Here is a 14,961-nt window from a genome sequence, read left to right as displayed (position 1 = left end):
TACAGATGGGGAAAGGTGGGCCAAATCCTGGAAAGGAAGTTTAGGGACACGCCCTAAAGAGTTTTGAAGAATTGCAACACGTTATGATAAAACAGTTTGTATATTTAAAGGAGCGCTCTTGTTTGCTTCGATCATCATGTGGTGTAAACTCTGAGGACAGAGCCTAACACATGAAAAATTCAATTTTACAGAAGCCAAGCGTTTTTTACACCAGAGCCCTTTTATGCCCCTTTTCTCATAAGGGGTTTTGTGTTTTAATGGTTGTTATGAGCCAAAAAGAATACCTATCATTAATTGAGGATACCCTATCGTACGTTCGACAACTGCAGCCAAAGATTGAAAGGAAGGAAACAGAGGTAGAGCTTCCCCCACCTCCGAAACTCACAAAACCTCTTCCTAAACCGAAAGCTAACCCTATTCCCCACGTCCCCCAACCATCTCCGACACCAAAAAAGAAAGAGCACAAGAATGTGTTTTTTGAATTGGAGCCCCCTCCTATCCCTCGGACAGAAGCAAATCTAACCATGCGAAAAATCTTGAAGGAGCTTGATTCCGAGCTCTACTTGCATGAAAGCATTCCCAGTGATCATAAAGCCAAAAGAATCAAAGAAGCATGGAAAGAAAAGCGGGATACCCCAGAAATCCCCATCCTTTTTCAGGGACAAAAGTATCGTTCATTTGTGACCAAGATTGCCAAGGCTATCGACATCCTTTACGGTTCCTGCCGCATCGTCGAAATCGAACTCACAAAGAAGTGGGACCTCTTTTTAGAATCAGAAAGCCTCAAGTTGATCATTGCTCCAGATACCATGATTTTTGGAACAAAAGAGCTTCTTCCTTTCTATCAAGAAAATCCTCAGCAAAAAACGCGAAAGCTTGGAAAGATTCCCCTTCTTCTTCTTCCAGATCTTTCTCTCTACTTCAAAGATCCCTACCTTAAGAGAGCTCTTTGGAACGTGATTAAGTCCGCCCTTAGCTAAGCAACCCCAACGACCAAATAATTTCTTTACATTCATTTGAAAGTAGAGTACCTTTTTCTCCAAATTTTTAGGAGGTTCTATGTCACATGTTAAATTTTTCGAAGGTTACCATGGGTTTGAAAACCAAAGCCTAGCTCATGAAAAATGGTTACGTGAGCAACGCCCTATTCAATATCGGTATAATGACAGTATTTACACAATCGCCATAGAACGAGAAAGAGATCCTAGAAAAAATCAGGTCGTCCTCTTGGTAAAATGGCACTTAGAAAATGGAGAACTCTCACAATGCAAGTATGTATCAGAAGCTAAAGAGATTTACTTTGCTACCCGCCAGGTCGCACCTTTAACTTGGGATAGAATCATCCTCGATGGGGAAAAAGTTAGCTACAGACCCATTCGATTTCATATTCCCGATCAAACATCTTACAAAAAAGATTTCATCGTCTTTATTGCTCTGATCTACCTCGCAACCTACTCTCTTAATAAAGCACACAATCACTTCTTTCCTAAAAAACCAATAATACCGCCTAGGAAAAAAATCCAGCGTAGGATTTAATAGGAGGATATGTATGCAGCTGTCATTTTAGATAAAGGATTAGACCTCCCCCTTGACTATGCCCTTATTGAAAAGGTTTCGGTGGGAACGCGAGTTCTTGTCCCCGTGCAAAGCTCCCTTAGAAAGGGAACAGTTGTCGCGCTAAAGGATACTCCTTCTGTCGCCAAAGTGCAGCCCATAAAAGAGATCTTGTCTGAAGAAGCTCTAATCGGACCTGATCTCTTTCGCCTTGCCGATTGGATGAGCCGATACTATTGCACCTCGTTTCGAAAAATTCTGAAGGTTCTTCTTCCTGCAACCATTCGAAAAGAAACGCAGGAGAAAGAGCAACTTTTTGTCCGTCGACTTCTCCCTCCCAAAAAGCTCGCAACGTTGACTATTTCGCTCAGAGAAAATCACCCCTCCCAAGCAAAGGTATTAGATGCACTTATAAAAAGACCTAAGGGAATTCTTTTAACAGAATTATTAGAAGAGTCTGGAACTTCTCGAAGTCCAGTGACAACTCTTGAAAAAGATGGAATCCTAAAGATCGATAAATTGCAGATCAATCGCTCTCCATTGGAAGATATGGAGTTTTTCCCTACAAAGCCAAAAGTGCTCAGTGATGAACAGCAAATAGCCTTCGACAGAATCATTAAAAACTTAAAAAGCTTTCAGACACACCTGATTCATGGTGTAACAGGAAGCGGCAAAACTGAAATCTATCTGCAAGCTATCGCGAAGGCGCGCAAACAGGGGCTGGGAATTATTCTTCTTGTTCCTGAAATTGCCCTCACTTCTCAAACAATCGAAAGACTAAAGTCTCGTTTTACCGAAAAAATGGGAATCCTCCATCACCGCTTAAGCGATGGGGAACGTTTTGACATTTGGCATGGAATCCGCAAAGGAGACATCCAAATCGTTGTAGGAGCCCGTTCTGCAATCTTTAGCCCCGTGAAAAATCTGGGACTGATCATCGTTGATGAAGAGCATGAATCCTCTTACAAACAGACGGATGAAGAGCCGTGTTACCATGCTCGTGATGTAGCAATTATGCGGGGGAAATTCTCGAGTGCAACAGTGGTTCTAGGCAGCGCTACACCCTCTCTTGAAAGTTATGCAAATGCAAAGGCGGGAAAATACACACTATCTACCCTCATGAAGCGAGCAAAAAATGCTTCCCTTCCTGAGGTCAAAGTCGTCGATATGAAGACAGAGTATGCAAAATCAGAGGGATTCACCCTCTTTTGCTCCCAGCTCATCGATGCGATTAAACTCCGCCTAGAAAAAGGGGAACAGACTCTCCTCTTTTTAAACAGGCGGGGTTACCACGCCTTTCAGATGTGTGCGGGATGCGGAGAAATCGTAAAATGCCCTCACTGCTCAGTCAGCCTTACATTTCACAAAAAAACAAACCACTTGGCATGCCATTTATGCTCTTACGTGATTGCACCTCCCCCTACAGAATGCCCCCTTTGCAAAGAGGTTGCAACATTGCACTTTAAGGGGGTTGGAACTGAGCAAGTAGAAAGAACGCTTCACGCCCTTTTTCCCGATATCCGAACCCTTAGGATGGATGCTGATACCACTCGACACAAAGGAAGCCACGACCTCCTCTTTAAACAGTTCCGCTCAGGAAAAGCCGATGTTCTGATTGGAACACAAATGATCGCTAAAGGACTTCACTTTCCTGCTGTCACCCTTGTCGGTGTGCTGAACTCAGATGGAGCTCTGAACCTCCCTGATTTTCGCTCTGGTGAAAATGTCTTTCAACTTCTGACACAAGTTTCAGGAAGGTCAGGACGCGGCGACCTAAAGGGAGAAGTGATTGTTCAATCCTCCCTAAAAGGACATCCTATTTTCCAGCATGCCTCAAAAGAGGATTATAAAACATTCTTCAATGAAGAAATGGAAGCGCGAGAACTCTTTGCTTTTCCCCCTTTTTCGCGCCTTACTAAGCTGATCTTTTCAGGGAAAAATGAGGGCCATGTGAAACAGATTGCGGATACATTTCATAGAGCCCTTCTGAAAAACCTCCCCTCAGACTTTACCCTTTATCCCGTTATTCCCTGCGGCTACGCTAAAATCAAAGACAACTTCCGCTTCAAGCTTCTCATTAAGGGGACCAAGCCCCTCCTGCTTTCCTCCATTCTAATGCAACTGCGCCTTGAAACGCACCTGCCCCGCTCGATCCGTCTCCTTGTCGACGTCGATCCCACCTCAATCTTTTCTTAAAACCGAGTTAAGGTAGCAATCTAGGCTATAAGCAAAAGTTTTTTTTCTCTAGATATTAGTGAAAATTTCCGTTATTATGGACTCAAAAACATCCATGGGCCTTATGAATTTTTACATCGAACCTTCAGTTATTGAAAAATACCCAGAATTGAAAGTGGGAATCCTCATTTTAAAGGGAATTGAAAACAAAGGGAGTGCTGAAGAAATTTCAGAGCTTATGGATGCCACCTTTGGGAAGGTAAAGGCTCACTTTGAAGGTAAAGAGCTCACGAAGGAGCCCAAAATTGCTGATTGGAGGGAAGCTTATAAAGCATTTGGATACAAACCTGCCTCTTATCGATGTTCCGCTGAAGCTCTCTTGCGACGGGTCATTGGCGGTAAAGAGCTCCCAAGCATCAACCCTGTTGTCAACTTATATAACCTTATTTCTGTAAAGTATAGCCTCCCTGCCCGAGCCGACGATTTGGACCATATCAATGGCGATATTCGACTTGCGATGGCGAAAGGAGGAGAATCTTTCACAACCCTAGGATCCCGCGAAGAATCACAAGCTCAAGAAGGTGAAATCATTTACCGCGATGATTTTGAAATCTTGTCTAAAGCATGGAACTGGAGAGAGTGTGATAAGTCTAAAATCACCGAAGAGAGCAACAATGTCTCCCTCGTTATTGAAGGACTCGAACATACGCGCCCAGGTGGAATTGTAAAAGCGTTAAAAGAACTCAGCGCACTTATTCAAAAATATTGTGGTGGAAAGGCAGAGCTTTATTATCTCGATAAAGAAATTTCTAAAATGTGCGATGGTTCAAACCTTGAAAATCGCATGATTACCGTCGATATTCCTGAACCCGACTACCACTCCCACGAGTCATTTAAAACGCGTAAACAAAAGCTCAAAGAGATTCGCGATATGGGAATGGACCCTTACCCTCATAAGTACAAGCCGACCCATCAGATGCGCGCCCTGCAAGACAAATATGAAGACTCGACGGTTGGAGACAGTGAAACAGCGGGAACTGGAACAACCGATCTTGTTCGGGTTGCAGGCCGTCTTGTTCTCTTCCGTGCCATGGGGAAAAATGCATTCTGCCAAACCCAAGATGAGACCGGGCGGATCCAAGTCATGTTTAACAAAGATCAGACCGAAGTCATCGGCCTTCCAGATGGAGAATCCCCCCTTAAGTTCATTGAAAAGAAACTTGATCTCGGAGATATTATCGGCATCGAAGGGCACCTCTTCCGTACCCAGAAAGGAGAGCTGACCATCTTTGCAAAAAAAGCTATCCTTCTATGTAAAACCCTCCTTCCCCTCCCTGACAAGCATGCCGGACTCACCGACAAAGGGACCCGCTACCGAAAAAGATGGCTCGATTTAATTACAAACCCCGAAGCCGTTACGCGTCTGAAAACACGAAGTTTTCTCGTATCAAAAATCCGCCGCTATATGGAAGATCTTGACTTCATGGAAGTCGAGACCCCCGTTCTTCAAAACATTTACGGCGGCGCAGAAGCACGTCCCTTTGTTTCGGAACTCAATGCTCTCCACCAGACGATGTATTTACGTATTGCCATTGAAATTTCACTAAAAAAGCTTATCGTTGGAGGACTCTCTCGCGTTTTTGAAATTGGAAAAGTCTATCGGAATGAAGGAATCGACCGAACGCATAACCCTGAGTTTACCATGCTCGAGTCTTATGCAGCTTATTGGGACTATGACGACGTGATGACCATGACCGAAAACCTATTCGCCTACCTTGCCAAAGAACTCTATGGAACAACTGAAATTGGAATGCGCAAGGATAAACAAGGAAATGAACATCTTATCGATCTTAAAACTCCTTGGAATCGGCTCTCAATGAAAGATGCCATTAAAAAATATGGAAAAGTCGATCCTGATAAACTTTCAGATAGCGATATGAGAGCAAAACTCAAAGGAAAGATCGAAGATGAAAAACTTAAAAACGCTCCTCGTGGAAAACTCATTGCATTTCTCTTTGAGGAATTTGCAGAACATCATCTGATCCAGCCCCATCACATCGTCGACCATCCCATTGAGACCACTCCCCTCTGCAAACTCCACCGCAATCCCAAGCTCCGCGAAGAAAAGTTTGTCGAACGCTTTGAATCCTTTATCCTTGGTTACGAGTTCTGCAATGCCTATTCAGAGCTTAACGACCCCGAGCTTCAGCGGCAGCTCTTAGAAGATCAAAACAATCTCCGTGAGGGAGGCAACGACGAGGCAAATCCTATGGACGAAGAATTTATTGAAGCGATCTGTCAAGGAATGCCCCCGACAGGAGGGCTTGGAATCGGCATTGACCGTCTGACAATGCTCTTCACGGACGCCTTTTCTATTCGTGATGTCGTTTACTTTCCCATGATGCGTCCTGAAGAGTAGACTACACTACCATCAATTTACACCTGAAAGATGATTTGTCGGACACTCGAAACTCAAATCATTATGCTGAACTGAAGAGATCGGTGATTCAGGACGGATAGGAGATAAAATCGTTTGAATAAGTTCTGAGACTTCCGGGTTATTGACAAGCTGTTCCACAGTCAGTTTATAGCGATATGACCAGTTTTTTTGCTTGCTTAATGGGGAGCACTACAAGACTTTTAAAAAAACTTCTCAGAAAAAGTAGTTGAGGCATTGCCAGCAGGAGTAGAAATAGAGTCTGTTGATATTTGGTTCCAAGATGAGGCTAGAGTGGGGCAAAGAGGCACTGTAACCCGTACATGGGCCAATAAAGGAACACGTCCTCGGCTCGCACGTCAGCAGCAATTTGAATACGCTTACATATTTGGAGCTATTTGCCCCGTCAGAGATGAAGCTGTAGGCCTTGTAATGCCAGCTGTAAATACAGAAGCAATGCTTGTGCATCTTGAGCACATTTCCATGAAGATTCCTGAAGGAAGGCATGCAGTTATTGTGCTGGATAGAGCTGCTTGGCATACAACAAAGCGACTTAAAAGGTTTAGCAACATAAGCCTTCTACCGCTTCCTCCGGTTTCTCCAGAGTTGAATCCAACAGAACAAGTATGGCAAACGCTTCGAGATGAACATCTAGCGAATCGCTGTTATGAAGATTATGATGCGATTACAATGGCCTGCTGCGATGCATGGAATGCATTTGTTGACACTCCAACCAGAGTGAGAAGGCCAAGAAAATGAGGAGTTTAAAAGAATGAAGAAATTTGACGAAGAATTCAAAGCCAATGCAGTTCGTTTAGTCAGAGAAGAAAGGATGAAAATCAAAGACGTTGACCTTGCCCCGAAAAAGTGGACGGATATGATATAGACTTTTCAAGAAAATGAGGAGTTTAAAAGAATGAAGAAATTTGACAAAGAATTCAAAGCCAATGCAGTTCGTTTAGTCAGAGAAGAAAGGATGAAAATCAAAGACGTGGCACATGATTTAGGAATTGGTAAATCAACGCTTAGCTACTGGTTATACCTCCTACAAAATTGGGGGAAGACCACTTTCTATATCTTTTCGACATAAGGGACAATTAAACTTCTGATCAGACCACTCTTTGATGCAAGACATGTGATACACATGACCACACCCCAACGCTGTAGGCATTTCCCTCATATCATAAACATGGAAAGAAACATCATCTAAGCAGATACTGCAAGTGTGTTTTTGGTCAGTCGGTGACAGCTGAAAGTTGCTCCTTCAGGAACCACCCAAAAATAGTCGGGGGGGGGGGGTGATAGAAGTTTGCCAGAACCTTTCCAACACTTTAGGAGCTTTCCTTCTCTGCTTCTTTAATCATTCTTTCATAAGCTTTTTGTTGTTCGGGAGTTCTCTGCTTTGCCGCTAACATATCCTTTGCTTTTTGAAGAGTTTCCATCGCTTCATCAAAGGTAAATTCCCAGTAATTGGTTTTTTCACTGTTATAAAATCTTGTTACAAAATTATGCGGCACTTCTGCAGACACTTCTAGCCATTGTTCATTTTTATAGTATACTTCCACTATAAGTTCTTCTCTATGCGGCATATCGCAAATAATTATTTTATAATCTTCTTTACTCATTATGTTCCTCTTGGAGGTTCTAAAAATCCAATCATTTTTTTTCCATCCTTGGTAAATCTGGCGCCATACTTCCCAGGAATAAAAACATCTAATACTTCAAAGTTCAGGCTTTTGGGTTTTTCTATAGAAGTCACTTTTTCTGGATGATTCAATATTTCATCTAAATATTTTTGTCCTTGAGCATTCACTTCTTTAACATTGCCTGTTGGCTTTGGGAAGCTTGAGTTTGGGCGTTCAGAATGTTTTTGTAAAGCTCTCCCAGCCTTAGAAATACCTTCTTTTCCTTTATCAGACAGCTGACCAGCTTTACTCATGTCGCTAATAGAAATAACTCTTGCTTTGCCTCTTTCAAGAAAAGAAATATAGCTATTATTCCCACTGGTATTAGTAGGAAACACTGACCTAATTTCTCTAGCAGCCAACTTCATGGCAGTCTTATCGGTAACGAACCCACTCCTATAGAATGGCTGTTGCATGGCCTCGATTGCTCGGATCTCTTGGCTGAAGGCTTCGGGCTTGATGGTCAAGGCGCGATCGATAAGGGGTGTTGGTGCATGGGTTCTGAAAAGAAGCTTTATGGCCTTTCCTGTTCCGGCTCCTCCGATAAATCCAAAAGCCACTCCAGCCACTTTGTTGGTGTCATGGGCTTCAGCAACAACGGCTCCAATAAAACCTCCTTCGCAGGCCATACAGAAGATGGAAATCCCCTCTGCAACACGGATGACTTTTCCTATGCCTCCGAGGGCAATCATCTCTCCAACAAATTCTCCGGCTTGTGCACCGAAGCTATTAGGGTTTTGTATCTCTACGATCTGATCATATTTTTGAAAGACATGATTAGCCACTCTCTTAAAATGCGCTTTAGGACACTCTGCACCCTTGATATCTGACATATCGGGGAGCATCAGACTCATAATCGCTGTGGCGATTTTCATTGGTCCTTTGGCCGTGGATGCGCATGGTATGCCAGTCCGAATTGTTGTTACGCAAGGTGCCACTCATGACAGCACTCAAGCAAGTTTCTTGATCCAAGGTATTTCAGCAGAGCATTTGCTCGCCGATAAAGCTTATGATAGTGACGCAATTATATTGCAAGCCGAGAGTCAGGGCATAAATCCAGTCATTCCTCTGAGGTCAAATCGCAAAAAATGGAGAGAATTTGATAAAGAACTATATAAGCTTCGACACCTTGTAGAAAATGCTTTTCTCCACCTAAAACGATGGCGTGGAATAGCCACTCGATATGCCAAAAACACAGCTTCATTCATAGCTGCAGTGCAAATTCGTTGTATCGCTCTTTGGGCTTCTATCTCATGACGGCACTATCTAGCACACTCTAGCTCATAAGTCTAAATCACTCTCATTTAGTTCTTCATATTCCACATTTAGCCCTTCATTTAGAGATAAAAAACACCTTCCATTTTTATGCAAAATCTCCAGACATTTTTTCTCTTGGTCTAAAATGTTCACTGAAAAACAACTTTTAAAATGCAAACTCGTTGTGACTGCTTCTCCATCCATATAAACAGTAATAGCAGCTTTTTCTTCATATATAGAAAGCATTAAAGTCAAAAAAAACTTATTTTTATAATTTGATTTAAACCAATAAAACCCTTCTTCTTCATTAGAGCAGTCACGTAATTCATCAAAAAAAATAAGTAATTCTGTTATATCTACTTTCATCTTTTTCCTCCTGGCATTACTGTAATTATATCACCTCTATCATTAAGTTCTACACGGATACTGGTGGATCCTGGGTTAGCTATTTCTGCTTCAACAACAGAAGGAGGGATATTTCTGGGATCGGGTCTATGCTTTAACCAAAAATCTTTAAACTCTTTGGTCTGTGGTTTTATCCCTTCAGCTGCTGCTCTATTTAAAGCTCTTACCTCCAACTCAGCCATAACTTCAGGTGTTCTAGGGGCCATTCTTTCTAAAGCATGCTCGGTATACCACCGACCATTAATCATTGCCCCACCTTTTTTAGGAAATACCCAATCTGTTCGAATCTTGGACACATTTCTCTCAGCTAACTTCATGGCAGCTTTTTCACTCACAAACCCACTCCTATAGAATGGCTGTTGCATGGCCTCGATTGCTCGGATCTCTTGGCTGAAGGCTTCGGGCTTGATGGTCAAGGCGCGATCGATAAGGGGTGTTGGTGCATGGGTTCTGAAAAGAAGCTTTATGGCCTTTCCTGTTCCGGCTCCTCCGATAAATCCAAAAGCCACTCCAGCCACTTTGTTGGTGTCATGGGCTTCAGCAACAACGGCTCCAATAAAACCTCCTTCGCAGGCCATACCGAAGATGGAAATCCCCTCTGCAACACGGATGACTTTTCCTATGCCTCCGAGGGCAATCATCTCTCCAACAAATTCTCCGGCTTGTGCACCGAAGCTATTAGGGTTTTGTATCTCTACGATCTGATCATATTTTTGAAAGACATGATTAGCCACTCTCTTAAAATGCGCTTTAGGACACTCTGCACCCTTGATGTCTGACATGTCGGGGAGCATCAGACTCATAATCGCTGTGGCGATTTTCATTGGTCCTTTAGGAACACTCTTTGTAAAGTCATTCACAAGAAGTTTTTGGACTGGATCTGATTGCGCTCCTCCGGGGATGCAGGGAACCAGGCCTGCGAGTTGCAGCGGTCCTTGAGGAACTTGTGGAGACATCGAGGGAGAAGAGTTTCGTCCAAGGGAGCTGAGGTCTGTGGAGGGCAGCTGGTAGTTTGAAGCCAGCCCTTCAGGAACCATCCAGGAGTAGTCAAGGGGGGCGCTTGTCGATTGGGAGGGAGATTGATAAGCCATATTCATTTCGAAGATCTGCCGGGTTTGGTGGGCTTGAGTGTCTGGCCAGTCCCATTGAGGAGATTGGCTTACCTTTGACCCAAGTGGTTGCGTGGAACTGCTTAAGCTCGCAGAATCTCTGCCATGAATTCTACTCTCTTCAATTGCTATTTGATGGCGCGTTTCAAAGTAGGATGAGGGGGGCTTGCTGGTAGATGCTGGTTTTAAGTCATGATGAAAAAATGTAGGTTGGCCACTAGCACTAGCTGTTTCAGGAGAAGAAACTGTAACAAGGTTAACACCTCCCTGAGTCGAGAACCCAATTTTACCCAAAAATTTAGAGGTTGCATCATAGGCCTTCCCTGGAGCTTTTACGGTTTTGTCCCAAAGACTATCCTGAGGAATTTCTTTAATATTCGGAGCGGCCTGACTAGAGATTTGATGGATTTCTGCTCGAGAAAGTCCTTGAACCTCGATCGATCTTCCCATTATTTGCTCTGAATCCTTTACAAAGTCTTGAAAAACTTCCCTATTAAAAAAGGACGTTTGCTGAGCAGAGCTATGATTTTTGTCGACATCATTCCCGCTAAAACTCGGCGTTTTAAACTCTGGGGTATTAGGAATTTGTCCTATAGGAACTCCTGTAGTTAACATTTGCTGTTGTATATCGTAGCACTGGATATTGTAATTGGCCTTATTCGCCTCTCCTCTTGTAAACACTCCAGAAATGAAACGCGCATCTTCAGCTGTGGAATACTTTCCAAGGCTATGTTTGTCGCCTCTAGAATCAACAATATAAACATGATGGTTCTTTTTTGTGCTTTCTTTAAAAACTCTATGAATATGGGTATCTGGGGCGTTGATCTGTTTCGGGGCGCTAGCTTCGGTTATCTTGCGGTCAATGTCTGCAATTGTGTTTTTTTGATCTGTGAGTTTTTGCGCAGATTTTTCCGCTTTGGGTTTTGATATGGCGCAGGCTTCTCTGGCTTTTTTGTGAAGATTGCCATATTTTATAAGACCATATGGACTTTTTGAGTCGTCTTTTTTGCCCTTGTATTTTACTTTGTCTTTATGGTCTTTATCATACTGTTTTTTATCGGCTTCTGCTGTTTTTTCTAGAGAAGGGAGTTTTGCAACTTCCAATTCTTTCTCCTTCTGCAAACGCACGTATGCTTCTGGGTCTTGCATCTGAATAACACGAGGAGCGACAATAGCCGTGTCCCCCGGATCAACACCCTCAAGAATAACAAGCACTTCCTGACCTGTAAGCTCGTCAACCTCAGGTAGTACCCGCTTAGGATACTTAGCTTGTTCTGGATCTAGGGACTCGCTAACTTTTGGTTTGGATTCCTTTTTGAGCATTCCTTCGACCATGTGGTCGACAAAGGCTCCTTGTATATCTGCGTTGGTAAAAAGAGCTCTTACAAGCCTTTCTTCCCATATGTCACTTTTTTGAGCCTCAGGGATGATCGTTTGACTTGCTTCTGAGACGAGGGCTCCTAGGATCTGCTCGACAAATTTCTTTTCGTCTAACGTTCCAATTCCTTTTAGTGCGGCCATCCCAAAGCTTCTTATGGTGGATTCTCCTCGACTTAGTTCTTTAGGACGTGTTGCGAGTGATACAAGATCTACGGTTAATGATGTCCCGATTTGAAGCATATTGCCCCCCAAAAGGCGGACAAACCCTGAGTTCCCAAGGAGCTTGAGAAACTGAACTTCCCCGGACTCGTTCAGTGGATCAATGTAGGATCCACTGGAGTTAATGAGCGTTCTGGAGAGTTGCATAAGGAGGGGGATGGGGTTGCTTGCCATAGCAGAAAGCCCTCCAGAAACAATGAGTTGTGAGGCTTCTTCTTTTAGGGAGAGGTTTAGCGTTTGCAGGGCAAATTGATCTTTTCTTCGTTGGTGCTCAGCAAGTGACTTAGCTTCCACATAACCCTGAGCATCTTGGCGCCTTTCGTGACTCTTGAGAACGTCTTGAGGATCTTTTAATCGGGTGGTCTCTTCTCGGCTACAAGGGGTGCAGCGAGAAAAATGACAGCCTTCGTGATAGATGAGGATGGGTTCTGCTTCAAGTTCTCTATGAATAACCTCGGTTGCAGTCCCTTGGGAATTGAGGACTTGAGCTTTTTTATTAAAAAGGAAGGCAGCAAGTGTGATTTCTTGGGTGTTGAGGTAAAAATCTGGGTTTGCGAGCAGGGTGAGGTAGTGGGGGTAGACTTCAGTTAAGATGAAGGCTTTTTCAGCTTGATACCACTGATTCAAGAGGAGGTCTTGTTTATTGTGTTCCTCTTGAACCCTTTCTTGTTTTTCTCGATGAATGAGGGCTAGAAAAGCGCGCTTCTCAGGTATAATAATGTCTAAGAGGTAGGTGGTGTTCTCTTGGAGAGCTTCAATAATCTCGAGGTCTGTCATGCCATCGTAGCGAGAAGACTTTCTGGCTTCGTGTAAAAGCTTGCCTCTGAGCACTCCTAGTTCTTGGATCCACAGCTCGGCTTCTGTTTGCTTAGAGCTTGCTAGTCTCCCTTTAAAACCTTTGCTTAGATCATGATGAGCTTGTTTGAGCCTTTGCCCTGCAAGTCCTTTAAAGAGCATTTGAGAAGAAGGATCTCCCTCAGCGTTAAGATGACCGATTAAAATGTCGTGAAGAAGCTCTTGGATACTGAGCTCAGTCTTTTTGGCTTTGATCTTTTCGATAAAAACTTCTCTGACATCTATATCTCCTTGATAACAGTATTCACCGTCAGGAGCTTTTCCTAATAGAGCGTGCAGTGCGCAGGTTCCATCGGGTTTCGTTTTTCTAATGCCATAGGCTTGTCCATTATATATAAAGGCAAGGGGAAGGTCAGGTATCTCTTCAGAAACAGGCTGAGTAAGCCCTAAATAGATGCTAAGCTGTTTGGAGTCTTCTTCAAGCCAAGCAGTAACTAAAAGTTTGGTAAAGATGTCTTCGAGCTTCTCCTGGCAACGTGAAAATAAATGGCCATAAAATTTTACGGGATAATGCAGAACAAGGTGGTTTGGAGCTCTAAGACCAGAATAATCACGGTCAGTGACTTTCAGTCCTTCTGTAAGCATCCGCCCTTCTTGCCTCAAGGCTTCTAAAAAACGGCGTTTGAGGCCATAGCTTTTTTCAATAAGGTGGTGCAGCTCTTCAAGAACCCTTTCTCGAGGTATTCTGTGGGTTGTATGGGTTTGGGTATATACACGACTTCCATATTCGCCAAATTCACTTCTATAAATAGGCTCGGAAAGCTCCTCTTTATACACCTCACAAACATCAGGATATCCAAAACGGTTGATGAGTATTGCTGCTGCTGCTTTAACGAGTGGTTCTGCTCCTCGAGCTTGAGCAAAGAAGCTTTTAAAGAGCTCTTGAAAATGAGCATTATCTTCTTGCTTGCCAACTTGAAAAAGAGATGTATGATGAAAAGAGTCAGAGACTTGGCCTTGAAGATGGAGTCGGCAGCGTAGGTTTGCTTTGAGTCGTCCATGGGGAGCAGAACTAAATCGGTCTTGGCTTTCAAAAAGCTCGTCATATTTGGAAGGTTGTTTTGGAGTCAGCGATTTTGTGACTAAAGACCCACGTTTTTCTAAATAACCGGTCAATTGTTTTTGGTCATGTTCTAGCCATTCAATTTCTAAAAGGGAGGCATAAATTGTCTTAAGGGTATCGCTTCTTTTGGGGAAAAGCATAGAAAAGGGCTTTAGAAAAGAGTATTGGAGATAGGAGCTGTCACGGCTATCTAGATCGATATTTTCAACAATCATGCGCCCTTCTCCACGAAGGACTTGAGCAAATTGCTCTTGGATCCATTGAAAATTGCCTTTTAAAAGAGCACGGAGTTGATCGACCAATTGCCTCGAAGGGATACGGTCGATAATCACTCTTCCAGCAGTTGTTTCATAAATATCCTCATATAAAGAACCAATGTGATTGGCATGATAGCGAGAGTGACATGTCCCAAATTGAGTGACGAGTTCACTTGATGCTGCGTTAATGACTGGCTGCTCTCCTTTCAGCCTTGCAGAAAGAGTTTTAAATAGTCTTTGGAAGTATTCATTGATTTCCTGATACCCCAGCTGAAAAAGACTGGACCCACGAATTTCAGCAGTGACTTTTCCCTTAAGGTAGGAAATATGGACTGTATTCGCTTGAATGCGATCAGGGATGCTTTCTGGAGATAAATAGCCGTACTGCAGATAACTTTGTTCTAATGACTGGATTTGAGGTTTCTTGGTCGAGACACTTGGCAAAGAAGCTGACATATTAGATTTAAATCCTTATATTCTTGTTATAATTGCCAAAGATTATAGAATACCAAAGAGAATAAATAATTACCTTGTTTAGATGTCAAAATCGGTTCAGGTTGATAAA

Annotated in this window: 11 protein-coding genes and 3 pseudogenes; 8 read left to right on the top strand and 6 right to left on the bottom strand. The window is 43.1% G+C overall.

The genetic code is table 11. From position 1 onward, the window contains the following. The first annotated feature begins 170 nt into the window (after nt 1-170). The 5 genes and pseudogenes from R2I63_RS08355 to lysS all read left to right on the top strand — a co-directional run bounded on the left by R2I63_RS08355 (nt 171) and on the right by lysS (nt 6,148). A complete protein-coding gene (locus tag R2I63_RS08355) occupies nt 171-980 on the top strand; it encodes a hypothetical protein (protein WP_316356708.1) in 810 nt (269 codons plus the stop codon). A gap of 79 nt (nt 981-1,059) precedes the next feature. After that, a complete protein-coding gene (locus R2I63_RS08350) occupies nt 1,060-1,536 on the top strand; it encodes a hypothetical protein (RefSeq protein ID WP_316356705.1) in 477 nt (158 codons plus the stop codon). A 9-nt stretch (nt 1,537-1,545) separates the two neighbouring features. Beyond that, nucleotides 1,546-3,750, top strand: coding sequence for a primosomal protein N' (priA, locus tag R2I63_RS08345; RefSeq protein WP_316356703.1), 2,205 nt, complete (start codon nt 1,546-1,548; stop codon nt 3,748-3,750). Between the two features lie 76 nt (nt 3,751-3,826). Then, nucleotides 3,827-4,489: pseudogene (locus R2I63_RS10715) on the top strand (B3/B4 domain-containing protein); the annotation flags it as partial. A gap of 84 nt (nt 4,490-4,573) precedes the next feature. After that, the gene (gene lysS / locus R2I63_RS08340) at nt 4,574-6,148 is read left to right on the top strand and encodes a lysine--tRNA ligase (RefSeq protein ID WP_445083691.1); all 1,575 of its coding nucleotides are present in this window, start codon (nt 4,574-4,576) and stop codon (nt 6,146-6,148) included. 12 nt (nt 6,149-6,160) lie between these two features. Here lysS and R2I63_RS08335 read toward each other — a convergent pair whose 3' ends face one another. Continuing rightward, complete coding sequence (locus R2I63_RS08335; protein WP_316356698.1) at nt 6,161-6,307, bottom strand: hypothetical protein; 147 nt, start codon at nt 6,305-6,307, stop codon at nt 6,161-6,163. Nucleotides 6,308-6,388: 81 nt separating this feature from the next. On the opposite strand from R2I63_RS08335, the pseudogene R2I63_RS08330 reads away from it, so the two are divergent. Continuing rightward, nucleotides 6,389-6,925 (top strand): annotated as a pseudogene (locus tag R2I63_RS08330) (IS630 family transposase); the annotation flags it as partial. Between the two features lie 157 nt (nt 6,926-7,082). Further along, nucleotides 7,083-7,256 (top strand): transposase, encoded by a 174-nt coding sequence (locus R2I63_RS08325; RefSeq protein WP_316356696.1) that lies wholly within the window; start codon nt 7,083-7,085, stop codon nt 7,254-7,256. Here R2I63_RS08325 and R2I63_RS10710 read toward each other — a convergent pair. The 3 genes from R2I63_RS10710 to R2I63_RS08315 all read right to left on the bottom strand — a co-directional run bounded on the left by R2I63_RS10710 (nt 7,212) and on the right by R2I63_RS08315 (nt 8,726). Beyond that, complete coding sequence (locus R2I63_RS10710) at nt 7,212-7,382, bottom strand: RING finger domain-containing protein (RefSeq protein ID WP_445083690.1); 171 nt, start codon at nt 7,380-7,382, stop codon at nt 7,212-7,214. The genes R2I63_RS08325 and R2I63_RS10710 overlap by 45 nt on opposite strands. 115 nt (nt 7,383-7,497) lie before the next feature. Beyond that, nucleotides 7,498-7,791, bottom strand: coding sequence for a hypothetical protein (locus R2I63_RS08320; protein ID WP_316356693.1), 294 nt, complete (start codon nt 7,789-7,791; stop codon nt 7,498-7,500). Further along, complete coding sequence (locus tag R2I63_RS08315; protein WP_316356691.1) at nt 7,791-8,726, bottom strand: hypothetical protein; 936 nt, start codon at nt 8,724-8,726, stop codon at nt 7,791-7,793. Before R2I63_RS08315 ends, R2I63_RS08320 begins: the two co-directional genes overlap by 1 nt. A gap of 7 nt (nt 8,727-8,733) precedes the next feature. Here R2I63_RS08315 and R2I63_RS08310 point away from each other — a divergent pair. Next, nucleotides 8,734-9,108: pseudogene (locus tag R2I63_RS08310) on the top strand (IS5 family transposase); the annotation flags it as partial. Between the two features lie 24 nt (nt 9,109-9,132). Here the strand turns inward: R2I63_RS08310 and R2I63_RS08305 are convergent. Both R2I63_RS08305 and R2I63_RS08300 read right to left on the bottom strand, forming a co-directional pair. Continuing rightward, complete coding sequence (locus tag R2I63_RS08305; RefSeq protein ID WP_316356689.1) at nt 9,133-9,474, bottom strand: hypothetical protein; 342 nt, start codon at nt 9,472-9,474, stop codon at nt 9,133-9,135. Next, nucleotides 9,471-14,852 (bottom strand): hypothetical protein, encoded by a 5,382-nt coding sequence (locus tag R2I63_RS08300; RefSeq protein WP_316356688.1) that lies wholly within the window; start codon nt 14,850-14,852, stop codon nt 9,471-9,473. Before R2I63_RS08300 ends, R2I63_RS08305 begins: the two co-directional genes overlap by 4 nt. Nucleotides 14,853-14,961: the final 109 nt, after the last annotated feature.

The organism is Candidatus Neptunochlamydia sp. REUL1 (assembly GCF_963457595.1).
Taxonomy (GTDB): Bacteria; Chlamydiota; Chlamydiia; order Chlamydiales; family Simkaniaceae; genus Neptunichlamydia.
The sequence above is the reverse complement of the archived record's forward strand: the minus strand, read 5'-3'. Positions and strand labels throughout refer to the sequence as shown.